Annotated in this window: 22 protein-coding genes and 1 pseudogene; 17 read left to right on the forward strand and 6 right to left on the reverse strand. The window is 62.3% G+C overall.

The window, feature by feature from the left end:
• From NKH03_RS20205 to NKH03_RS20225, 5 genes are all read left to right on the forward strand, one after another.
• Complete coding sequence (locus NKH03_RS20205; RefSeq protein ID WP_352970063.1) at positions 1-513, forward strand: GNAT family N-acetyltransferase; 513 nt, start codon at positions 1-3, stop codon at positions 511-513.
• The gene (locus tag NKH03_RS20210) at positions 510-1544 is read left to right on the forward strand and encodes a hypothetical protein (RefSeq protein ID WP_352970065.1); all 1035 of its coding nucleotides are present in this window, start codon (positions 510-512) and stop codon (positions 1542-1544) included. Before NKH03_RS20205 ends, NKH03_RS20210 begins: the two co-directional genes overlap by 4 nt.
• A gap of 169 nt (positions 1545-1713) precedes the next feature.
• Positions 1714-2313, forward strand: a complete 600-nt coding sequence (locus NKH03_RS20215) for a DUF2585 domain-containing protein (RefSeq protein ID WP_352970067.1) — start codon at positions 1714-1716, stop codon at positions 2311-2313.
• Positions 2314-2317: 4 nt separating this feature from the next.
• Positions 2318-3631 (forward strand): ATP-dependent protease ATPase subunit HslU, encoded by a 1314-nt coding sequence (gene hslU / locus NKH03_RS20220; protein ID WP_352729331.1) that lies wholly within the window; start codon positions 2318-2320, stop codon positions 3629-3631.
• A gap of 233 nt (positions 3632-3864) precedes the next feature.
• Positions 3865-4824, forward strand: coding sequence for a DUF1402 family protein (locus NKH03_RS20225; protein WP_502913537.1), 960 nt, complete (start codon positions 3865-3867; stop codon positions 4822-4824).
• 243 nt (positions 4825-5067) lie between these two features.
• On the opposite strand, the gene NKH03_RS20230 is transcribed toward NKH03_RS20225, so the two are convergent.
• Genes NKH03_RS20230 through NKH03_RS20240 form a run of 3 tightly spaced genes read right to left on the reverse strand, consistent with a single transcriptional unit; the run spans position 5068 to position 7743 of the window.
• On the reverse strand, positions 5068-6306 hold the full coding sequence (locus tag NKH03_RS20230) for an NAD(P)/FAD-dependent oxidoreductase (protein ID WP_352970069.1): 1239 nt from the start codon (positions 6304-6306) through the stop codon (positions 5068-5070).
• Positions 6303-6617: a MocE family 2Fe-2S type ferredoxin gene (locus tag NKH03_RS20235; protein WP_352970071.1), complete on the reverse strand. Its 315-nt coding sequence runs from the start codon at positions 6615-6617 to the stop codon at positions 6303-6305. The genes NKH03_RS20230 and NKH03_RS20235 overlap by 4 nt, the downstream gene beginning before the upstream one ends.
• Before the next feature lie 34 nt (positions 6618-6651).
• The gene (locus NKH03_RS20240; RefSeq protein WP_352970074.1) at positions 6652-7743 is read right to left on the reverse strand and encodes a fatty acid desaturase family protein; all 1092 of its coding nucleotides are present in this window, start codon (positions 7741-7743) and stop codon (positions 6652-6654) included.
• Between the two features lie 168 nt (positions 7744-7911).
• On the opposite strand from NKH03_RS20240, the gene NKH03_RS20245 reads away from it, so the two are divergent.
• The 10 genes from NKH03_RS20245 (at position 7912) to NKH03_RS20290 (ending at position 17107) form a co-directional block, all read left to right on the forward strand.
• The gene (locus tag NKH03_RS20245; protein ID WP_352870627.1) at positions 7912-8943 is read left to right on the forward strand and encodes a LacI family DNA-binding transcriptional regulator; all 1032 of its coding nucleotides are present in this window, start codon (positions 7912-7914) and stop codon (positions 8941-8943) included.
• 300 nt (positions 8944-9243) lie between these two features.
• Positions 9244-10185: a sugar ABC transporter substrate-binding protein gene (locus tag NKH03_RS20250; protein WP_352970076.1), complete on the forward strand. Its 942-nt coding sequence runs from the start codon at positions 9244-9246 to the stop codon at positions 10183-10185.
• A gap of 99 nt (positions 10186-10284) precedes the next feature.
• Positions 10285-11361: an ABC transporter permease gene (locus NKH03_RS20255; RefSeq protein ID WP_352870625.1), complete on the forward strand. Its 1077-nt coding sequence runs from the start codon at positions 10285-10287 to the stop codon at positions 11359-11361.
• A 2-nt stretch (positions 11362-11363) separates the two neighbouring features.
• Positions 11364-12131 (forward strand): ATP-binding cassette domain-containing protein, encoded by a 768-nt coding sequence (locus NKH03_RS20260; RefSeq protein ID WP_352870624.1) that lies wholly within the window; start codon positions 11364-11366, stop codon positions 12129-12131.
• Positions 12132-12247: 116 nt separating this feature from the next.
• The gene (gene iolG / locus NKH03_RS20265; protein WP_352970077.1) at positions 12248-13243 is read left to right on the forward strand and encodes an inositol 2-dehydrogenase; all 996 of its coding nucleotides are present in this window, start codon (positions 12248-12250) and stop codon (positions 13241-13243) included.
• A gap of 51 nt (positions 13244-13294) precedes the next feature.
• Positions 13295-14089, forward strand: coding sequence for an SDR family oxidoreductase (locus NKH03_RS20270; RefSeq protein WP_352970079.1), 795 nt, complete (start codon positions 13295-13297; stop codon positions 14087-14089).
• Between the two features lie 335 nt (positions 14090-14424).
• A complete protein-coding gene (locus NKH03_RS20275) occupies positions 14425-14691 on the forward strand; it encodes a type II toxin-antitoxin system prevent-host-death family antitoxin (protein WP_292454106.1) in 267 nt (88 codons plus the stop codon).
• Complete coding sequence (locus NKH03_RS20280; protein ID WP_352970081.1) at positions 14688-15110, forward strand: type II toxin-antitoxin system VapC family toxin; 423 nt, start codon at positions 14688-14690, stop codon at positions 15108-15110. The genes NKH03_RS20275 and NKH03_RS20280 overlap by 4 nt, the downstream gene beginning before the upstream one ends.
• Positions 15111-15154: 44 nt before the next feature.
• Positions 15155-15805 carry a DUF6904 family protein gene (locus tag NKH03_RS20285; RefSeq protein WP_352970083.1) on the forward strand — a complete coding sequence of 217 codons (651 nt, stop codon included), beginning with the start codon at positions 15155-15157 and terminating at the stop codon, positions 15803-15805.
• A 210-nt stretch (positions 15806-16015) separates the two neighbouring features.
• Positions 16016-17107, forward strand: coding sequence for a 3-deoxy-7-phosphoheptulonate synthase (locus tag NKH03_RS20290; RefSeq protein WP_352970086.1), 1092 nt, complete (start codon positions 16016-16018; stop codon positions 17105-17107).
• Between the two features lie 51 nt (positions 17108-17158).
• On the opposite strand, the pseudogene NKH03_RS20295 reads toward NKH03_RS20290, so the two are convergent.
• Both NKH03_RS20295 and NKH03_RS20300 read right to left on the reverse strand, forming a co-directional pair.
• Positions 17159-17260, reverse strand: a pseudogene (locus NKH03_RS20295) (LysE family translocator); the annotation flags it as partial.
• Positions 17261-17555: 295 nt separating this feature from the next.
• Complete coding sequence (locus NKH03_RS20300; protein WP_352970088.1) at positions 17556-18665, reverse strand: Gfo/Idh/MocA family protein; 1110 nt, start codon at positions 18663-18665, stop codon at positions 17556-17558.
• A gap of 157 nt (positions 18666-18822) precedes the next feature.
• Between NKH03_RS20300 and NKH03_RS20305 the strand changes: the two genes are divergently transcribed.
• Positions 18823-19668, forward strand: a complete 846-nt coding sequence (locus NKH03_RS20305) for a MurR/RpiR family transcriptional regulator (protein WP_352970102.1) — start codon at positions 18823-18825, stop codon at positions 19666-19668.
• Here the strand turns inward: NKH03_RS20305 and NKH03_RS20310 are convergent.
• A complete protein-coding gene (locus NKH03_RS20310; protein ID WP_352970090.1) occupies positions 19665-20573 on the reverse strand; it encodes an AraC family transcriptional regulator in 909 nt (302 codons plus the stop codon). The genes NKH03_RS20305 and NKH03_RS20310 overlap by 4 nt on opposite strands.
• Positions 20574-20693: 120 nt before the next feature.
• Between NKH03_RS20310 and NKH03_RS20315 the strand changes: the two genes are divergently transcribed.
• Positions 20694-21422, forward strand: coding sequence for an SDR family oxidoreductase (locus NKH03_RS20315; RefSeq protein ID WP_352970092.1), 729 nt, complete (start codon positions 20694-20696; stop codon positions 21420-21422).
• Positions 21423-21431: the final 9 nt, after the last annotated feature.

Below are 21431 nucleotides of genomic sequence, written 5' to 3' on the forward strand. Positions count from 1 at the left end.
ATGGTGCAACAAGAAGATAGGTATGATTTTCGGCCGGTGACGGAGAAGGACTTGCCGATGATCGCCGGCTGGCTCGCCGAGCCGCATGTGGCGGAGTGGTGGGACGATCCCGAAACGGAAATCGCCGAGATTCGCGATCATATCGACTCGATTTCGGTCGAGCCGCTGATCGTCGAATTCGACGGCAAGCCGATCGCCTATCTGCAGAGCTACGACCCGCATCTGGAAGACGACCACCCCTATGCCGACCAGCCTTACGGAACGCTCGGCATCGACCTGTCGATCGGCCGTCCGGAACTGCTCGGGCTCGGCCACGGCTCGGCAATCGTGCGCCAGTTCGTCGAACAACTGTTCGAGGAAGGCGTGCCGCGCGTCATCATCGACCCGGATCCCGCCAACGGGCGGGCTATCCGCGCTTATGAAAAGGCCGGCTTTGTTGCCTTTGACACCAGAATATCGGAATACGGGCCAGCATTGATGATGGCGCGCGACGCGCCACAGGAGCCCGATTGATCCGCGCGGAAACACTCGACAAGGCAATCGCCTCGGGTCTGATTTCGCAGGCGCTGCGGGATCAACTTGAGGCCATGGAACGCTCGGTCGCGGCTGAGGCCCAGCGCGTCGATGATGAGGGTGACGAGGAAAACCTGCGACTGGTCGGCGGCGGCAATGATCTGTTCATCACCGTGGGGACTGTTCTGCTCAACGCCGGTATTTTCTTCGTCCTCATCACCATGCTTCCTGGTCAGACGTTCTGGATTGCCTGCATTCTTGCGGTTTTCGCCTGGGCGCTCGCCGAAATTGTCACGCGCCAGCACCGGATGAAATTGTCTTCTTCCGTGCTTGCCCTGATCTTCATTGTCGCCATCCTGGTCGCGCTGGCGCTGGGGGTTAGGGCCAGCTTTGACATCCGCATGCCGGAGACCATCTGGCAGCTATTGGCGTTGCGCCAAACGGCTTCCCGGGCCGGATATCTGTTTCTCGGCGGGGGAATAGCGGCGGCGGTGATCTATTTCTGGCGCTTTCGCGTCCCCGTCCTTGCCGGGGTCATCGCCATCGCCTTCACCCTACTTGCTTTCCTGCAAACGGCGATAATCCTGTACGACGGCGTGACGACGGGCGCGGTTGCGCCGCCAAGCCTCGAGGATGTTCCCGAATTGCTCCGCGCGGCACTCTACATGCCGCTGATCTGCGGCCTAATCGTATTCTCGACGGCCGTGGCTTTCGACATCCACGACCGAGATCGACGCAAGATCTGGTCCGATTGTGCGTTCTGGCTGCATGTCGTATCGGCGCCCATGCTGGTGCATCCGCTCTTTATCATGGCAACTGGCCAGAACGTCGCATTCGGACATATCGCACCCGACGCCAATGCGACCATCATGCTGACGATCCTGATCCTTAGCTTCGTTTATGTTGCGCTCGCCATAGACCGCCGTTCGCTGTTAGTTCCCACATTGGCCTATTTCGGCTCGCTGGGCATCTACTATCTGGTCAACTCCGCCTCCCATTCGACTGGCATTCCGCCTTTTGCCTTGATTTAGGTCGTTGTCGGCGCGTTGATCATCCTTTTCGGGGCGGGCTGGCAGCGTATCCGGCGAATTGTCGTCAAGCCCACTTTGCCGGCGGCCGTAATCCGCTGGCTGCCGCCGCTGAAGGCGTAGCGGGCTGCGATGACCGAAGAGTTCGAAGGGCATGAGGGGGAATGACGGCATGAAAGCATCCGGCGAGGACAAAAACCTATCGGCCTACGAAAACAGTTGGCGGATGGGGGTTCTCATCGTGCTTGGACTGATCATCGTCCAGGCCGTCACGCTCTATTTGATGGGACGGACACCGATCTGCACCTGCGGCTACGTCAAACTCTGGCATGGTGTCGTGCAGAGCTCGGAGAATTCCCAGCATATTTCCGACTGGTACACGCCATCGCATTTCATCCACGGCTTCCTGTTCTATGCCTTGGCGCGGTTTTTGTTTCCACGCTCACCGATCGGACTGAGGCTGGCATTCGCTGTCCTCATCGAAGGCGGCTGGGAGCTGGTCGAGAACAGCCCGTTCATCATCGACCGCTACCGCGCCGGCACCATCTCGCTCGATTATTACGGCGACAGCATCATCAATTCGGTGTCCGACACACTGGCCATGGTGCTGGGATTTGTGATGGCGCGAACGCTACCTATATGGGTGATCGTCAGCCTGGCCGTCATCTTCGAACTGGGTACCGGCTATCTCATCCGGGACAATCTGACACTCAACGTGATCATGCTGCTGCATCCGTTAGAGGCCATCAAGCAGTGGCAAAGTGGAATTTAGTCATATGAGCACATTTTCTCCCCGCGAAATCGTTTCGGAACTCGACCGTTTCATCATCGGCCAGAAGGACGCCAAGCGCGCCGTGGCCATCGCCTTGCGCAACCGCTGGCGCCGCCAGCAGCTGGAAGGCCAGATGCGCGAAGAGGTGATGCCGAAGAACATCCTGATGATCGGGCCGACGGGCGTCGGCAAGACCGAGATTTCGCGCCGCCTGGCGCGGCTGGCCGGTGCGCCTTTCGTCAAGGTCGAGGCGACCAAATTCACCGAAGTCGGTTATGTCGGCCGCGATGTCGAGCAGATCATCCGCGATCTGGTCGAGATCGCCATCGGCCTGGTGCGCGAGAAGATGCGCGAGGACGTCAAGGCGCGCGCCCATATCAATGCCGAGGAACGCGTGCTGGAATCGCTTGTCGGCAAGACGGCGAGCCCGGCCACCCGCGATAGCTTTCGCAAGAAGCTGCGCGACGGTGAGCTCGACGACAAGGAGATCGAGATCGAAGTCGCCGACACCGGCACTGGCGGCATGCCCGGCTTCGAGATTCCCGGCATGCCGGGCGCCAATATCGGCGTGCTCAACATCAACGACATGCTGTCGAAGGCGATGGGCGGCAAGAAGACCAAGTCGCGCAAGACGACGGTCAAGGAATCCTACGCGCTGCTGGTCAATGATGAGTCCGACAAGCTGCTCGATCAGGACGAAGTGGTGCGCCGGGCGCTCGACGCGACGGAAAATGACGGCATCGTCTTCCTCGACGAGATCGACAAGATCGCGTCACGGGAAGGCGGCATGGGCGCCGGCGTTTCCCGCGAAGGCGTGCAGCGCGACCTGCTGCCGCTGATCGAGGGCACGACGGTGGCGACCAAATACGGACCGTTGAAGACCGACCACATCCTGTTCATCGCCTCGGGCGCGTTCCACGTTTCCAAACCGTCCGACCTTTTGCCGGAATTGCAGGGCCGACTGCCGATCCGCGTCGAGCTGCGCGCGCTGGAGAAGGACGATTTCGTCCGCATCCTGACCGAGACCGAGGCCAGCCTGATCAAGCAGTATATCGCGCTGATGAAGACCGAAGGCGTCGACCTGACCTTCACCGACGACGCCATCGATTCGCTGGCCGGCATCGCCGTCGACCTCAACGCCAGCGTGGAGAACATCGGCGCAAGGCGGCTGCAGACGGTGATGGAGCGGGTGCTGGACGAAATCTCCTATGACGCGCCGGACCGCAACGGAACGAGCGTCACGATCGACGCCGCCTATGTGGAAAAGCACGTCGGCGATCTGTCGCGCAACACGGATTTGTCGCGATTCATCCTTTAAACGGCGGCGCCGGGTCATCCCGGCGCCGGTCCAGGCGACACGTCGGGCAAACAAGTTTCGGGTGTGGCCAGATGGTACCATCTGGCCATCTTTCGTAATGCTGGGTGAAGGGGTGCTCTCGACTCGATCAAGAGCTTTACCTAGTTTGCGCGGCATTCTCGATCTCTTGGTTGACGCAATTCCGGACGTAAAACCGTTTCACACTTTTCCTGGAATTGCTTGGGCGGCGGCGCATGAAAAAACTGATCCTCCTCATTCTCGGCTTGACGCTGGCGGCGACCCTGTTCGCCACTGAGGCGGCGACATTGGTGCCGGCGGGAAACCGCAATGCCGTACAGCCGGACATTCCCGGCGCTTCAAGCCGGCGCACGCAGGCGACCAACACCACCTTCCAGGCGAAGTACCGCAAGGTTTACGCCTTGCTACAGAACGACGCCGACCTGCGCGGCAAGATCAAGAAGGCAGCGGCCACCTACGGCATCGATCCCCTGCACATCGTCGGCGCCATCGTCGGCGAGCACACCTACAATGTCGACGCCTACGACCGGCTGCAGACCTACTATGTCAAGGCGATCTCATATCTCTCCAGCAAGCTGTCCTTCGCCTATGACGGCGAGGACATCACGGATTTCGTGCAGCGGCCGGAATTCAAGAAATGCGCCGGGGTGTCGGACAGCTACGATCTGTGGGAATGCCGCGAGCAGGTGTGGAACCATTCGTTTCGCGGCAAGAGCGTCGGCGGGACAAGCTTTCCCGACGACCGCTTCGGCGCCACCTTCTTCCAGCCCTATTATGCCGGCCAGACCTTCGGCCTCGGCCAGCTCAATCCGCTGACCGCCCTGCAGATGAGCGACCTGGTGCACAAGGTTTCCGGCCTGCCGAAACTCGACGTCGCCGATCCCAACTCGGTCTACAAGACCATCATGGATCCCGACCTGACGCTGCCTTACGTCGCCGCGACGATCAGGAAATCGATCGACGCCTACAAGAGCATCGCCGGCTTCGACATTTCGGGCAATCCGGGACTGAGCGCCACGCTCTACAATGTCGGCAATCCGGAGCAGCGCGCCTATGCGCTGAAGGCGGAGAACGGCAGGCGCCGCGCCGCCGGCGAGCCGGAGAAGCTGCCGGAGGAGAATTATTACGGCTGGCTGGTCAACGACAAGCTACCGGAGCTGAAGGCGCTGTTTTAGGGCGCGTTGCGGATTCAGCAGCGAACTCGCTGACGTTTGCGCCGCCCCTCATTGCCCTGCCGGGCATTTCTCCCCGTATAGTGACGGGGAGAAAGTAGCTGGCCGCGACCTCGGCGCCTTCTTGCAGTGCTGGTGACTGGCGAAACCGGAGATGATAGCCCCCTTCTCCCCGTCACTATACGGGGAGAAGATGCCGGCAGGCAGATGAGGGGCGGCGCCGATCTCGAAAAGCGGCGCGGTGGCTCAAGCCGCCAGCAACGACTTCAGCTTGACGGCCTGCGATCCCAGCGCCTCCGGCGTCGGTTTCGCCTGCTTGCCGATCAGCATTTCGGCCAGCCGGATGTCGCGGGCGACAGCGTTGCCGGGGCCGATACCGCTGGCGGCGACCAGCCGGCCGTCCTCGGCCAAATGGAAGAGGATGAAGGCACCATCGTCGAGATCGCGGCGCACCGTGCTGCGGCCCTCGTCGGAGAGCCCTGCGATCTGCAGGCTCAGGTCGTACTGATCCGACCAGAACCATGGCACCGCCGCATGCTCCTCGCCGGCACCCAGCATGTTTTTCGCCGCCAGCGCGCCCTGCTCCTGGGCGTTGCGCCAGGCTTCCAGCCGCACGCGCCGGCCGCCATAAACGGCGAGCGGAAACGAGCAGCAATCTCCGGCGGCAAAGATGTCGGGATCGGTGGTGCGCAGTTGCCCATCGACTGATATGCCGTTGTTGATTGTCAGCCCTGCTTCGGCGGCAAGCCCGGTCACCGGCACGGCCCCGATGCCGATGACGGCGAGGTCGGCTGATATCTGCTGTCCGCCGGCAAGCGTGATGCGCACCTCGTTGCCATCGTCGGCGATGGACGCGATGCCGGTCCCGCACCGGATCGTCACGCCCTCGGCGACATGCGCCTCATGGATGATCTCGGCGATTTCGGGCGGCACGCCGCGCATCAGGATGCGCGGCTGCGCCTCGATGACGGCGACCGACGCTCCAAGCTTGCGTGCCGCGGCGGCGAGTTCGAGGCCGATGAAGCCGCCGCCGATGATGGCGATCCGATTGCCGGCCTTGAGATGCGCGCGAATGGCGAGTGCATCGGCGAAGGTGCGGAGGTAAACGCAGCGCGAACCCAATCCGGGCATCGGCAGCTTGCGCGGCGTCGAACCGGTCGCCAGCAGGAGCTTGTCGTAAGGCAGGACCGAGCCGTCCGACAGCCGCACCGCATTCGCCGCGCGATCGATCGCCACGGCCTCGACGGAATGGATATGCCGGATCGATTTCTCGGCCAGAATCGCGTCGCTGGCGATCGCCTTGATTTCGGGCGTATCGCTGACCATCGCGTCCTTGGACAGCGGCGGGCGCTCGTAGGGCAGATGCGGCTCGTCGCCGACCAGCGTCACCGGCCCGTCATAGCCCAGCTCCCGCAGAGCCAACGCTGCGCGCCCGCCGCATTCGCCGGCGCCGATGATGACCATTCCCCGCGCCATATCAGTCATCCGATCTCGATCATGACCTTGCCAGCTTCGATCCGCACTGGATAGGTCTTGAGATTGACGCAGACCGGCGCGCCTCGTGCGTCACCCGTCTTGTAGTTGAAGCGGCCATTGTGCTTGGGGCATTCGATGATGTCGTCCATCACCAGCCCGTCGGCCAGATGCACCTTTTCGTGCGTGCAGAGGCCGTCGGTGGCGAAGAACTCATTGTCGGGGCTGCGATAGATGGCGAAGGTGCGGCCGCCATGGTCGAAGCGCATCACGTCCTCCTCGTCGATATCCTCCGCGCCACAGGCCTCAACCCAGTCGCTCATTCAGTCCTCCCCTGGAAATCGGATAGCAGCACGATCATTCCGCCGCCGCCGCGACGGCATCGTTGTGGAATTCCTCGCGATATGGCCGGGCGGTCGGCGGCAATTCGCGCTTGAGGAAATAGTCCTCGTTGCGCAGCTGGCGCAGGAAGACCGGGATCATCTCGCGGTAGCCGGCCAGGATCGACGGTGTCGGCGTCGGCAGGTCGTGCTTGATCAATTCGTGCAGCTTCGGCAGCGCATGATAGGGCACCATCGGAAACATGTGATGCTCGACATGGTAGTTCATGTTCCAATAGATGAAGCGGCTGATCGGGTTCATGTAGACAGTGCGGCTGTTGAGCCGGTGATCGATGACATTGTCGGCCAGGCCGCCATGCTGCAGCAGGCCGACCATGACGTGGTGCCAGGCGCCATAGAGCCTGGGCAGGCCGACCAGCATCAGTGGCAGGAACGAGCCGGTGTAGAGCGCCAACACAATGGTCGCGGCATAGATCGCCGTCCAGACGCGGGCGGCGCGGATCGCCTTCGGCTGTTCCTGTTCTGGAATGAAGGTCTTTTCCGCGGCGCTGATGTTGCCGGCGGCATTGCGCAGCATGTCGCTCATCGCATGCCAGGCGTCGAGCACACCGACGAAGCCCAGCACGGCGCGAACCAGGTCCGGCGGCCGCATCACCGAGATCTCCGGGTCGCGGCCGACGATGATGGTGTCGGTATGGTGGCGCGTGTGGCTCCAGCGCCAGGTCACCGGATTGCGCATGATCATGAAGCAGGCGATCTGATAGACCACATCATTCATCCACTGCGTCCGGAAAGCGGTGCCATGGCCGCATTCGTGCCAGCGCGAATCCGTCGAGGAGCCGTAGAGAACGCCATAGACGAAGAAGAACGGCACGCACCACCATGTGCCCCAGAACCAGGCGCCGCCGGCGCCGCTGACGATCAGCGCGGCGAACCAGATCGCTGTATCGCGGATCGCCGGCCCGTCGGAGCGCTGCATCAGCTCCTTCATCTGCTTGCGGGACACGTCGGTGTGATACCACTCGGCCGCGGACAGGCCGGTCTCGACGGCGAGCTTGGCGTCGCGGCCGATCAGGCTGTAGTCACGCCGGGACGGCGCAGCGTGCATGGTTGCCTCCCTCGGCACGGCACTCGCCGGAACGAATGCCTGAGATCCCTTGTCTTCGAGCCTGAAAAATAGCGCTGGATCATGATAGACTCAACATCATAAAGATAGTTTCTATCATTTCCCATCAGAATAGTGTAGGAAGCCTCAGGCAATTCCAATGAGGCAAGCATGGCGAAACGGCCGACCATCACTGATCTGGCGCGCGTCTCAGGCGTCAGTGTCGCCACCGTCGACCGCGTGCTGAACAACCGGCTGCCGGTGCGCGAGGAGACCGCGCGCCGCGTCTACGAGGCCGCTACCGATATCGGCTATCACGCCGCCGGACTTATCAAGCAGCGCATGCGCCAGGAATTGCCTGAGTACCGGCTGGGCTTCCTGCTGCTGCGGGGCAATGATGCCTTCTACGGTGACTTCGCGCGTGAACTCGAACTGGCCATCTCGCAATCGAAACGCTTCCGCGGTGTTGCGACCATCGACTTCGCCAGTTCCCTGGCTCCCGACGAGATCGCCTCCCAGATGCGCAAGCTGGCGGCAAAATCGCGGGCTATCGCCGTTGTCGGCCCGGACCATCCGACCCTGACAGCGGTCGTGGAAGCCTTGAAGGCGAGAGGCCAGCCGGTCTTTTCGGTGCTGTCCGACTTTGCCGCCGGCATCCGGGAGGGATATATCGGCCTCGACAACCGCAAGGTCGGGCGCACCGCCGCATGGATGATCTCCAAGGCAGCGAAGAAGCCTGGCAAGGTCGCCCTCTTCGTCGGCAGCCACCGCTTCCACGGCCACGAGCTGCGCGAGATCGGCTTTCGCTCCTTCTTTCGCGAGCATGCGCCGGACTTCAGCGTGCTTGAAACGCTGGTCAATCTGGAAGCCAACCAGGTGACCCATGATGCGATGATCGATCTTCTGGCGCGTTATCCGGATCTTGTCGGCTGCTACGTCGCCGGCGGGGGCATGGAAGGCGCGGTTTCGGCGCTGCGGGCAGCAAGGCCCGCGAACATGCCGGTGGTCGTTTGCAACGAGATCAACGCCGAATCGCGCGCGGCACTCGCCGACAACATCCTCACCATGGTGATCTCGACGCCGCTCGCCGCTCTATGTCGTGAGCTTGTCGACCTGATGGCGCATGCCATCGAAACCGGCGCCGCCAACGCTCCAGGCCAGACCTTCCTGCCCTTTGACATCTATCTGCCGGAAAACATCTAGCTTCCGTCGCGCGAGCCGCCGAGGCAAATGATAGAATCTATCAGGGCGATGCATAAATCGGCCGGCAGGCCTCTGAATCGCCCTTGACGCCCGGATGTGAAATGGAATAAATATTTCACCAACTATATATTTTGGTTCTTTCGTTCCGGAACATCTGTTTCAAACGGAGGGGTTGGCGTTCCAGCAAACGGCAAGGCGTCACCCGGAACAGAAACGATATCAGGGAGAGATTCCCCGGGGAGATCGGGGATTCCGGATAAATCGGTGAAACCGGACACCAGCATGTGGAGGAGAAACACAATGAAGAAACTGATTTTGGGCGTCGCTTTCGCGGCGCTGATGAGTTCATCCGCCATGGCCGCCAAGGTTGGCGTGTCGATGGCCAAGTTCGACGACAACTTCCTGACCGTGCTGCGCAACGGCATGATCGAGCAGGCCAAGGGCATGAGCGGCGTCGAACTGCAGGTCGAGGACGCGCAAAACGACGTCGCCAAGCAGCTCGACCAGATCAAGAACTTCGCCGCTTCGGGCGTCGACGCGATCATCGTCAATCCGGTCGACACCTCGGCCACGCAGGCAATGTCGGACGCTGCCGCCGCGGCCAAGATCCCGCTGGTCTACGTCAACCGCGAGCCGGTCAACGTCGACACCCTGCCCGACAACCAGGCCTTCGTCGCCTCGAACGAGGCCGATTCCGGCACGCTCGAGACCAAGGAAGTCTGCCGCTTGTTCAAGGAAGCCGGCAAGAAGGAAGCCAACGTCTACGTGATCATGGGCGAGCTCTCCAACCAGGCCGCCGTGCAGCGCACCAAGGATATCGAAGAGGTGATCGCCACGCCGGTTTGCAGCTTCATCAAGATCATCGACAAGCAGACATCGAACTGGAACCGCGACGAGGCGCAGAACCTGATGACCAACTGGCTGTCGACCGGCAAGCCATTCGACGGCGTCATCGCCAACAATGACGAAAGCGCCATCGGCGCCATCCAGGCGATGAAGGCCGCCAACATCGACATGAAGACGGTCGTGGTCGGCGGCGTCGATGCCACCCAGGACGCGCTTGCCGCCATGCAGGCCGGCGACCTCGACGCAACCGTGTTCCAGGACGCGGCCGGCCAGGGCGCCGGTGCGCTGGATGCGGCGCTCAAGCTCTCCAAGGGCGAAAAGGTCGAACACAAGGTCTACGTCCCCTTCCAGCTGGTGACGCCGGCCAACATCGACAAGTTCCTGAAGAAGAACTGAGCGGCGGACATACGGAGCGGCGCTCACAGCGCCGCTCCTCTTTCCCCTCGGCGCCGACAAGGCAGCAAGGGCGACCGCGGCTGACGGAGGACAGAACACGTGGCACAAACATCTCATGGCGTCGGCGGAGTTGGCTATGACGCGAAGAAGCGCGCATGGCCTGCCGAGCTCAACGTTTTCCTGGCGCTCGTCATTCTTGTTGTCGTCTTCGAACTGATCGGCCGCATCTTTCTTGGCGACAGCTTCCTGTTCAACACCCGCGGCGACGTCAGCGCGATCTTCAACGAAGCCCGCCTGCAGATCATCATCCTGCAGGTGTCGATCGTCGGCATCATCGCCATCGGCGTGACGCAGGTGATCATCACCGGCGGCATCGACCTGTCCTCGGGTTCGATCGTCGGCGCGACCGCGATGATTGCGATGAGTTTTGCCCAGGTGGCGACCGTCAACGGCAATCCCAATCCCAAGGCGATGTTCCTCGCACAGGGCTGGACCGACCTGCCGGTGATCGTGCCGGTGCTGGTCGCGATCGGCTGCGGCCTGTTTGCCGGCCTGGTCAACGGCGCCTTGATCGCCTACACGCGCATACCGCCGTTCATCGCCACGCTCGGCATGATGGTGACCGCGCGCGGCATCGCCAAATGGTGGTCCAAGGGCCAGCCGATCTCGTTTCCCACCGAGAGTTTCGCTGGCATCGGCAAAGGCCTGATGCCCGTCATCATCTTCCTGTCGCTGGCGGTGCTGTTCCAGCTGATCATGACCTACACCAGGTACGGCAAGCACTGTTACGCGATCGGCTCCAATGAGGATGCCGCGCGCATGTCCGGCATCAAGATCGCCAACCACAAGATCCTCGTCTACGTCATCGCCGGTGTGCTTGCCGCACTCGCCGCCGTGGTGCTGAGCTCCAAGAACCTGACCGCGCAGTCCGGCATGGGCGTGATGTACGAACTCGACGCCATCGCCATGGCGGTCATCGGCGGCGTCTCATTGTCGGGTGGCCGCGGCTCGATCATCGGCACGGTGATAGGCTCGCTGATCTTCGGCGTCATCATCTCCGGCTTCACCTTCCTGCGCCTCGACGCCTACTACCAGGAGATGGTCAAGGGCGTGATCATCGTCGGTGCGGTGGTTCTCGACCAGTGGCGCCAACGCCTGCGGGCAATGAGGGCTTGACCATGTCAGACATCGTCCTGAAGACCGAAAACCTGACCAAGCGCTATGGCGGCGTGCATGCGCTGGAAGGCGCGAACTTCGAGCTGCGCAAGGGCGAGCATGTCGCCATCATGGGCGATAACGGCGCCGGCAAGTCGACCTTCGTTCGCCAGATCACCGCCGTCGAGCAGCGCACCAGCGGCCAGATCTGGTTCGACGGCAAGGAAGTGAATTTCACCGGGCCGATCGAGGCCCGCACGGCGGGCATCGAGACAGTGTTCCAGAACCTGGCGCTGGCCGACGATCTCGACGTGCCCTCGAACCTGTTCCTCGGCCGCGAAAAGGTGCTGTTCAATCTCGGGCCGTTCTCGATCCTCGACCGCAAATATATGCGCAAGGCGACCGAGGCGGCGCTGATCCGCACGGCGGTGAAGATCCCCAATCTGTCCAACACCATCCGCCACATGTCCGGAGGCCAGCGCCAGTGCGTGGCGATCGCCCGGACCGCGACCTTCGCTTCAAAGCTGATCATCATGGATGAGCCGACGGCCGCACTCGGCGTGCAGGAGACGGCGCAGGTCGAAAACATCATCCGCACGCTGAAGGACAATGGCGAGCCGCTGATCCTGATCAGCCACAACATGCGCCAGGTGTTCGATCTTTGTGATCGCATCGTCGTGTTCCGGCGCGGCCGCATCGTCGCCAATTTGCGCAAGGAAAACACCGACGGAAACGATATCGTCTCCTACATCACCGGCGCCAAGACCGGCGAGGCGGAACTCGCGGCCTAAACAGGGTGGTCACCCGGTTTAGGAACAATCTGGCTCGCTGGAAAAATACCCCTGCCACCTTTCGCTGACAGCAAGGTGGAGACACCACTCGAACCCCATCCCTAGAGGAAATTTCCATGACTCTCCGCTTCGCCCTCCTCGGTGCCGGCCGCATCGGCAAGGTCCACGCCCGCGCCGTCGGCTCCAATCCGCAGGCCAAACTGGTTGCCGTCGCCGACGCGTTCGAAAAGGCGGCGACCGAGTTGGCGAGCGCCTACGGTGCCGAAGTGCGCACAATCGACGCCATTGAGAAATCCAAGGACATCGACGCCGTCGTCATCTGCACGCCGACCGACACCCATGCCGATCTGATCGAGCGTTTCGCCAAGGCCGGCAAGGCGATCTTCTGCGAGAAGCCGATCGATTTGAACGTCAAGCGGGTCGAGAAATGCCTAGCGGTGGTCGACAAGACCAAGGCGACGCTGATGGTCGGCTTCAACAGGCGCTTCGATCCGCATTTCGCCGCCGTGCGCAAGGCGATCGACGACGGCGCCATCGGCACCGTCGAGATGGTCACCATCACCTCGCGCGATCCGGGTGCGCCGCCGATCGACTACATCAAGCGCTCGGGCGGCATTTTTCGCGACATGACCATCCATGATTTCGACATGGCGCGCTTCCTGCTCGGCGAGGAGCCGGTGGCGGTCAGCGCCCATGCCTCGGTGCTGGTCGACAAGAAGATCGGCGCGGCTGGCGATTTCGACAGCGTCAGTGTCATCCTCGAGACCGCTTCGGGCAAGCAGGCCGTCATCTCCAATTCGCGCCGCGCCACCTATGGCTACGACCAGCGCATCGAGGTGCATGGCTCGAAAGGCATGATCGCGGCCGAGAACCAACGCCCGGTGTCGATCGAACTGGCCAACGAGAAGGGCTACACCCGCCCGCCATTGCATGACTTCTTCATGACCCGCTATCTCGACGCCTATGCCAACGAGATCGCTGCCTTCATCGCAGCGGCGACGTCGGGCAAGAAGGCGGCGCCAAGCGGCGCGGACGGGCTGGTGGCGCTGAAGCTGGCGGATGCGGCGCTGAAATCCGCGACATCGGGCAAGACCGTCCGCCTCGACAAGTAAGAACCGGAATCCGGACCCCAGACCCCAGACCCCAGACCCAGGAGCATAGCGATGAGTGCATCCGCCGATCGCAATTCGCAGACACGCGCCATCGTCACCGGCGGTGCGCAAGGCATCGGCTTTGCCGTTGCCGAGGCGCTGGCCGACGAGGGCTGCCGGGCGCTGGCGCTCATCGGCCGCTCGCAGGAGAAGGGCGACAAGGCCGTTGCCCATTTCAGGAAATTGGGTGTCGACGCGATCTTCATCAGCGCGGACGTCTCGAAGGTCGCCGACTGCAAGCGCGCGGTCGCCACCGCGATCTCGCATTTCGGCACCATCAACGCGCTGGTCAACGCCGCCGCGACGTCGGCGCGTGGTTCGCTGGTCGAAACCAGCGAAGAGCTTTTCGACAGTATTTTCGACACCAATGTGCGCGGGCCGTTTTTCCTGATGCAGGGCGTGGTGGCGCATCTGCTCGAGAAGAAGGCGCCCGGCTCGATCGTCAATGTGCTGTCCATGTCGGCTCATTGCGGCCAGTCTTTCCTGACGCCCTATTCCACGAGCAAGGGCGCGCTAATGACGCTGACCAAGAATGTCGCCAATGCGTATCGACACAATCGCATCCGCAGCAACGCCGTGCTGCCCGGCTGGATGGACACCGAGGGCGAGGACATCGTGCAGAAGAAATGGCACGCCGCGCCCGACGACTGGCTGGCAAAGGCCGAGGCGGCGCAGCCGATGGGCCAGTTGGTGAAGCCCGACCAGCTCGCGCGGCTGATCAGCTACATGGTCAGCCCGCAGTCAGGCGTCATGACCGGATCGCTGGTCGACTACGACCAGAGCGTCGCAGGGTCATCGCCGGAGTAGCGTCGGCAAGTCTGGCGGAGGCGCCCATCACTTCGTCATCCACGGGCGGAGCAAGGAGCGTAGCGACGCGGCGCAGACCCGAGGATCCATGCCGCGACATGTGAGCGCCGCTGCGGTGCAGACTTCTGCTCCGCTGCACTCTTCGATTGGCGTCCCGGCATGGGTCCCAGGGTCTCCCCGACGGAGCTTCGCTCCTGCTTCGCCCAGGGATAACGAAGTCGAGAGGCTTCGGCCCATCCCGCAATTGGCTACCATCGGTTAGCCCCCGCGCCCTGTTGCCGCCGCATCGCCATTCCCATATAGTCAGGATAGTCAGACTGGTCATGGAGGTCGCAATGCTATCTGCGCCCAAAGAGAATACCAACTGGACGGTCGCCGGGGCAAAAGCCCGGCTCTCGGAAGTTATCGAGCGCGCACAGTCTTCACCGCAGACGATCACTAGAAACGGCAAACCAAGCGTGGTTGTCGTCTCGGCCGAGGAATGGCAGCGGAAGACCGCGCGCAAGGGTACGCTTGCGGAGTTCCTGCTGGAGTCGCCGCTGCGCGGCGCCGATCTCGACCTTGAGCGTCAGCGTGACGAACCGCGTGATCTGCCGCTGTGAGGCTACTGCTCGATACGAATGTCTTGTCCGAGGTGACAAGGCCGGCACCGGACGCACGCGTTCTGGACTGGCTGGACGGGCTTGATGAGGACCGCTCATTTATCAGCGTCGTGTCAATTGCCAAGATCCGGCGCGGCGTTGCCCTCATGGATGAGGGCCGGAAACGTGAGGCACTGGCCGAGTGGCTTGCTCGGGACCTGCCGCAGCGCTTCGAGCAGCGGGTTATTCCGGTGGACGAACTGGTTGCCTTAGCCTGGGGCGACCTGATGGGCCTTGCGAAGCGCCGCGGTCGCGGTCTGGCGTCGATGGACGGCCTGATCGCAGCCACGGCGATTGCGCAAGAACTCACCTTGGCAACGCGCAATACGAAGGATTTCGAAGGCTTTGGAATTGAACTCTTCGATCCCTGGACTGCATGAGCCGCTCGGTGCAGCATGTCTGGAAAGCCGCCTGAGACAGGAGGGTGCGTTTGCTCTCATATCGCTTACTGAAAAATCACGCCGGCATTCTTCTGGTTGGTGACTATACATCTCTTCAATGGCTCCGCACGGTCGTGCATGAGGTCAATGAGCGATCGCCACTCATTAAGAACAGGGAAGGCCTGTTCTTAAATCTAGCCTACGATGTCCGGAAGGCCTACGAACGCCAACGCGAGATTCTACACCCCTCCTCAGATCATGAGGAAATGGGCATCCGTTATGGTGTCCAGGCGCTGTGGCCCGTTATTCTTCTTCAGCAAAGGATGCTGAGGGTATCGCTGGCGTATCTCGAACACACCGCAAAAACCCAGGCCATTGTCTATGCTCTGGAAGCCGTAATCGAGGAGGCTCTCAAGGAGGATTTCGCAGCGCTTGGCGCTGAAGCAGTCGCGCGTTGGCAGCGGCTGGATCCAGCATACCGCAATGTTTTCGATGGTCTCCGGAGCCGTACCGCAATTTTCTGCTCATGGTCAAAATCCGAGCGGAGGCGGCATTTTCTGGACCTACTATCCAGTTTCGAGCCCATGTACGAAACCCTCTACACATACCGCCTTCAACGTGGTGAGAAGAATCTTTTGTCACCTGGAGACCTTCTGGAGTGGGATAACGTCGAATGGCCTGATCCGCGCTGGTAAGCCCGATCACCCACGTGACAAGCTCCTCCGCTTCGACTATATCAACCACATGATCAACCTGACCGCCACGTATTGGTACTTTAGGAGCTCGCTGGCGGCGGGAGGATTGCGCTCGATCTGAAGATTGCAGCAACAAGATCCGAACAGCCGCCATACCTGGCGGCTTTTTTGTTTTCAGCCGGCAGGTTCCTCAAACAGGAGCAGAAAGCCGTGTTGACCACCACAGATGATCTTCGGGTCAAGGAAATCAGGGAATTGAGTACGCCGGACCAGGTGATGCGGGAGATACCGCGCACGCTGACGGCAACGCGCACCGTCAGCGCCTCACGCAACGCAATCCACGCTATTTTGAACGGCATCGACGACCGGCTGCTCGTCATCGTCGGGCCGTGTTCGATCCACGATCCGGTCGCCGCCGTGGACTATGCCAGCCGTCTGGCGGCGCTGCGCGAGAGCCTGTCGGATCGGCTTGAGATCGTGATGCGGGTCTATTTCGAAAAGCCGCGCACGACGGTCGGCTGGAAGGGCCTGATCAACGATCCCGACCTCGACGGCAGCTTCAACATCGACAAGGGACTGAGGATGGCGCGCAATGTGCTCTCCGCCGTCAACAATCTCGGCCTTCCGGCGGCGACCGAATTCCTCGACATGACCACGCCGCAATACATCGCCGACCTCGTCGCCTGGGGCGCGATCGGCGCGCGCACCACCGAGAGCCAGATCCACCGCGAGCTTGCCTCCGGCCTGTCCTGCCCGGTCGGCTTCAAGAACGGCACCGACGGCAATTTGCGGATCGCCGCCGAGGCGGTGAAATCCGCCGCGCAGCCGCATCATTTCATGGCGGTGACCAAGGGCGGGCGCAGCGGCATCGCGACGACCACCGGCAATGAGGACTGCCACGTCATCCTGCGCGGCGGCGTTCAGCCGAATTATGACGCGGCGAGCGTCGAGGCCGCCTCAGTGGAGCTTGCTCGCATCGGTGTCGCACCCCGTCTGATGATCGATGTCAGCCACGCCAACTCAGCCAAGAAGCCGGAGAATCAGCCCAAGGTGGCGGCCGATGTCGCCGGCCAGGTCGCGGCGGGCGACGAGCGCATCATCGGCGTGATGATCGAGAGCAATCTCGTCGCCGGCCGGCAGGACGTGGTGGCAGGCAAGCCGCTCGTCTATGGCCAGAGCATCACCGATGGCTGCATCGACTGGGCGACCACCGAGACGGTGCTGCACGGCCTTGCCGGCGCCGTCGAGTGGCGCCGCTCCGTGCGCCGCGCCATGATCGACAGCCGCCAGGGAGCCGCCTGATTGGTGAAGCCGGTAGGGATAAGGCGGCGGTTTTCAGGTTCAGACCTGGATTCACGCCGCCTTCAAGCCTTGCCAAGCGGTCAGCATCGAAACCACAACCAGAAGCAGTCCGGCCGCCCGGCCGGCAAAGGCGGTCGCCCGGGGATTGGCGACCGGTTGCGGCAGGTCTGGGTCAGCGGCTGGGACACTCCGGCCGCTGGCGGCTGAGGTGACCGCAGATACTTGGCGTGGAAATTTTTGACCGGTCGGATGGTGCTTGCCTTGGCAGGTCGCATGCCTTGGGGATTGGCCGAAACGCCCGTTACTTCGTCATCCTGGGGCGAAGCAAGGAGCGAAGCGACAGGGAGGCTTCGGCCAATCGCGAATGTCTGCGACGGGTCACCAAATGAATGGTGAAATCTTGCCCGCCGAGAGTCGGTAACCTTCCCCGTCGACGAACTACATGGCTCTACCTGACATCGACCCAGCGCTTTTCCTCGAAGGAGCGCGCCATCGCGTGCACCGTGCGCTCGATCTCCAGCCCTTCGGCAAACTCGATGAGCCGCGCCGGCTTGCCGGCAAGCCGCGTCAGCAATTCGTGGCATTCGATGATCTTGAGGTCGTTGAAGCCGAGGCCATGGCCTGGCGCCGGCAGGAAAGCATCGTAGGGCTTGTGGTGCGGCGCCACCAGGATGGTGCGGTAGCCCTGTTCGGTCGGCCGATCGGCGGTGAGATAGAGTTGGAATTCGTTCGATCGTTCCTGGTCGAACAGGATCGATCCTTTCGAGCCGAATATCTGGACGGCGATGCGGCCCTTGCGGCCCCAGGCCGAGCGGTTGACCAGCAGCGTGCCGGCAATGCCGTTCTCCAGATGCATGAGCACGCTGGCGATGTCATAGGTCTCCACCGCGCGACGACCGCCACTGGCCACCTTGCGATCGGCATAGGGTTTCGCCATGTCGCAGATGACGCTGGCGACCCGGCCGAACAGGGTTGAGACCAGCGACAGCGGATGCACGGCGAAATCGTCGAGCGCGCCGTAGCCGGAAGCGGCTTCGTGCTTCCAGAAGAACAGCGCTTCGGGATCGGCCATAAAATCCTCATCCATCTCGATGCGCAGATGGTTGACCTCGCCGATGATCTTCTCATCGAGCAGCATGCCGATATGACGGATCGCCGGGCTCTGGATGTAGTTGTAGCCGAGCGCGGCAACCTTGCCGGACTTTTTCGCCGCCGCCGCCATCGCTTCGGCCTCGATGAAGCTTGGCGCCATCGGCTTTTCGCACCACAGATGCTTGCCGGCCTCGAGGATAGCGATGGCCATTTCCGGATGGAACTGGTTGGGCGTGGTCAGCGAGACGATATCGACCTCCGGGTCGTCGACGACGGCGCGCCAGTCACCGGAGGCCTTGGCGAAGCCGAACTCGCCCGCCTTGCGCCGGGCAAGCTCCTCATTGACCTCGCCGAGATGGACCAGCCGGGGTTTAGGCACGTCTGGAAAGACGGCGCCGACGGCGCTCCATGCGATGGCGTGACACTTGCCCATGAAACCCGTGCCGATGAGACCGACGCCGACCATTTTCCGTTCCCTCCACTGCCTGAAGCGCTTCGTGGATGAATTAATCCATTTTCTCTTGGAATGGAATGTATGTCTCATTTTTTATGGCGTTCTTGCGCAGGCTCACTATGATGAGGCACAGAGGGACGCTTCACGCATGAGCTTGGACAGGGCGACGATGGACGAACGGGTACCTCGCGACTTCGAGACGCTGCGCGCAACGATCCTCGATCGGCGCGAAAGCCTGCCCAAGCGCATCGCCCAGATCGCCGCCTATGCGCTCGACAATCCCGACGACATTGCCTTCGGCACCGCCGCCAGCATCGCCGCTTCGGCCGGTGTGCAGCCTTCGACCTTGATCCGTTTTGCCCAGCAGCTTGGCTTCGACGGTTTCACCAGCCTGCAGCAGGTGTTTCGCGAGCGGCTGCGCGAGCGCAACTCATCCTATGACGAAAGGCTTCAGGCCTTGCGCGCCAAGGCCGAGGGCGCCGCCGGCCACCGGGCGATCTTCGACGGCTTCGTCGCTGCCGCCTCCACCTCGCTCAATGACATCTCGCGCACGCTGGACGACACGCATCTGGAAGATGCGATTTCGTTGCTGGCGAAGGCCGAGACCATCTATGTGCTGGCCAAGCGCCGCTCCTATCCGGTGGCGTCCTACATTGCCTATGCGCTGGGCAAGCTGAAGATCCGCAACCAGTTGATCGAATCAGCGGCCGGCCTGAATGCCGAGATGATCGCCTTCGCCACGCCGGCGGATGCCGTCATCGCCATTTCCTTCTCACCCTATGCGCCGGCCACCATCGAGGAGGCGCGCAGCATTTCGGAGCAGGGCGTGCCGATCGTCGCCATCACCGACAGCTCGTTTTCGCCGCTCGCCCAGTTCGCCAAGGTCTGGTTCGAGGTTGCCGAGGCCGATTTCGCCGGCTTCCGCTCGCTGTCGGCGACGATGGCGCTGGCCATGGCGCTGACCGTCGGCGTCGGCGAGAAGCGACGCGACACGGGCCGCAAGCGCAAAGCTTAGAGAACCTCTACGGACGCCTCTTCTGTCGCTAAAAGCCGCGCCGCGTCGCGCGCGGGCGGAAAGCCGAACTGGCGGGCATACTCCCGGCTGAACTGGGAGGCACTCTCGTAGCCGACGGCGAAGGCGACGCTTGCAACATTGCCTGGCTGGGCAGCCAGCAAATGGCGGGCTTCCAGGAGCCGGATTTGTTTCTGATATTGGATCGGGCTCATGGCCGTCGCCGCCTTGAAGTGGCGGTAAAATGCGGCGTTGCTCATATGGGCGATTTCAGCCAGATCGCTGACCCGGACCGGCTGATGGCAATGTGACCGGATCCAGGCAATCGCCTGGCCGATCCGGGACAGATGGCCGTCGGCGCGCGCGAGCTGGCGCAGCTTTCCGCCCTGGGGGCCTTGCAGCAGCCGAAACAACATCTCGCGTTCGAGCATGGCCGCCAGCACGGGAATCTCCCCTGGCCGGTCGAGCAGCCGCATTATTCGACGTAAGGCGTCGAGCAGGTCGTCATTGACGGGCGAGGTGGAGAAACTGTCGCCGCCGAGCGCGGGTTCATGCTCGACGAGGAGGGCGGCGACGGCCTGCAGGTCGAGGGTGAAGCCAATCGCCAGGTAGGGATGTTTGGCGCTCGCTTCGACCAACTGGCTGATGGTGGGAGTGTCGACGGTGTAGATGAAATAGCTGGCGGGATTGTATCGAAGGGTCCGGCCCCCGATCAGAACCGTTTTCGCACCCTGCAGCACGAACAGCACCCCCGATCCCCATACCCCCGCCATTGGCGCCGTGGCGACTTCGCTGCGGCCGATCGAAACGCGAGGGATCGCCGTTGTCGTTCGTCGCCCGCGCGCATGACGGCCGGCGATTTCGATCAGCTCCTGCAATGCCTCGCTCATGATGTCAGCATCGCGCATCCAGGTGGGTCGCGCAACCCGTATGAGAGGATTAGGCAAGAGCCGAAGAGTTTTCGGCGCGCGGCATTTCCTGCAGGGCGCCATCTCTGGGGTCTTCGACAGGAAGAGATGGAGATACAAATGATGAAATCGAAAACCGCGGTGGTGACAGGCGCCAACAAGGGCATCGGCCACGAAATCGCCCGGCGTCTGGCGACGACGGGCTTCAAGGTCTGGCTTGGCGCCAGGAATGCCGAGCGTGGCATGGCGGCGGCACAGGAATTGCGCGCCGAAGGTCTGGACGTTCGATGGCTCGAGCTGGATGTCACACAGGACGAAAGCGTGGCGGCGGGCGCCAAGACTGTCGGGGCGGAAAGCCCTCGTCTCGACGTGCTGGTGAACAATGCCGGCGTCGCCATCAACTACGAGCTGCCGCCGAGCCAGCAGCACATTGCGGATGTCATGGCGACCTATGACGTCAATGTCTTCGGGCCGATCCGCGTGACCCAAGCCTTCCTGCCGCTGCTGCTTGCAGCGCCGGCCGCCCGCATCGTGATGGTGAGCAGTTCCACGGGTTCCATCGGCAGGGCGCTGGATTCCGGCACGCCGAACCATTCGGTCAATCTGATGGGTTACGGCAGTTCCAAGACGGCCCTGAATGCCATCACCGTCGCCTTCGCCCGCGAGCTTGCGCCGCAAGGCATCAAGATCAATGCAGCGGCGCCGGGCTATACCGCCACCGACCTGAATGGATTTAAGGGCCACCGCACCGTGCAGCAGGCGGCCGAGATCGTCATACGCCTGGCGACCCTGGATGCCGATGGTCCGAACGCCGGGTACTTCAACGACGATGGCCCGCTTCCGTGGTGAACGGAGACA

It is taken from the genome of Mesorhizobium sp. M1406 (genome assembly GCF_040317555.1).
In the GTDB taxonomy this organism is placed as follows: Bacteria; Pseudomonadota; Alphaproteobacteria; order Rhizobiales; family Rhizobiaceae; genus Mesorhizobium.

Excerpts from the sequence above, each read along its gene's own strand:
- NKH03_RS20240 (WP_352970074.1), bottom strand. The coding sequence starts at position 7,743 with ATGCACGCTGCGCCGTCCCGGCGTGACTACAGCCTGATCGGCCGCGAC.
- NKH03_RS20300 (WP_352970088.1), bottom strand. The coding sequence starts at position 18,665 with ATGGTCGGCGTCGGTCTCATCGGCACGGGTTTCATGGGCAAGTGTCAC.
- NKH03_RS20250 (WP_352970076.1), top strand. The coding sequence starts at position 9,244 with ATGAAGAAACTGATTTTGGGCGTCGCTTTCGCGGCGCTGATGAGTTCA.
- NKH03_RS20245 (WP_352870627.1), top strand. The coding sequence starts at position 7,912 with ATGGCGAAACGGCCGACCATCACTGATCTGGCGCGCGTCTCAGGCGTC.
- NKH03_RS20270 (WP_352970079.1), top strand. The coding sequence starts at position 13,295 with ATGAGTGCATCCGCCGATCGCAATTCGCAGACACGCGCCATCGTCACC.
- NKH03_RS20275 (WP_292454106.1), top strand. The coding sequence starts at position 14,425 with ATGCTATCTGCGCCCAAAGAGAATACCAACTGGACGGTCGCCGGGGCA.
- NKH03_RS20260 (WP_352870624.1), top strand. The coding sequence starts at position 11,364 with ATGTCAGACATCGTCCTGAAGACCGAAAACCTGACCAAGCGCTATGGC.
- NKH03_RS20305 (WP_352970102.1), top strand. The coding sequence starts at position 18,823 with ATGGACGAACGGGTACCTCGCGACTTCGAGACGCTGCGCGCAACGATC.
- NKH03_RS20225 (WP_502913537.1), top strand. The coding sequence starts at position 3,865 with ATGAAAAAACTGATCCTCCTCATTCTCGGCTTGACGCTGGCGGCGACC.
- NKH03_RS20215 (WP_352970067.1), top strand. The coding sequence starts at position 1,714 with ATGAAAGCATCCGGCGAGGACAAAAACCTATCGGCCTACGAAAACAGT.
- NKH03_RS20235 (WP_352970071.1), bottom strand. The coding sequence starts at position 6,617 with ATGAGCGACTGGGTTGAGGCCTGTGGCGCGGAGGATATCGACGAGGAG.
- NKH03_RS20205 (WP_352970063.1), top strand. The coding sequence starts at position 1 with ATGGTGCAACAAGAAGATAGGTATGATTTTCGGCCGGTGACGGAGAAG.
- hslU (WP_352729331.1), top strand. The coding sequence starts at position 2,318 with ATGAGCACATTTTCTCCCCGCGAAATCGTTTCGGAACTCGACCGTTTC.
- iolG (WP_352970077.1), top strand. The coding sequence starts at position 12,248 with ATGACTCTCCGCTTCGCCCTCCTCGGTGCCGGCCGCATCGGCAAGGTC.
- NKH03_RS20310 (WP_352970090.1), bottom strand. The coding sequence starts at position 20,573 with ATGCGCGATGCTGACATCATGAGCGAGGCATTGCAGGAGCTGATCGAA.
- NKH03_RS20315 (WP_352970092.1), top strand. The coding sequence starts at position 20,694 with ATGATGAAATCGAAAACCGCGGTGGTGACAGGCGCCAACAAGGGCATC.
- NKH03_RS20230 (WP_352970069.1), bottom strand. The coding sequence starts at position 6,306 with ATGACTGATATGGCGCGGGGAATGGTCATCATCGGCGCCGGCGAATGC.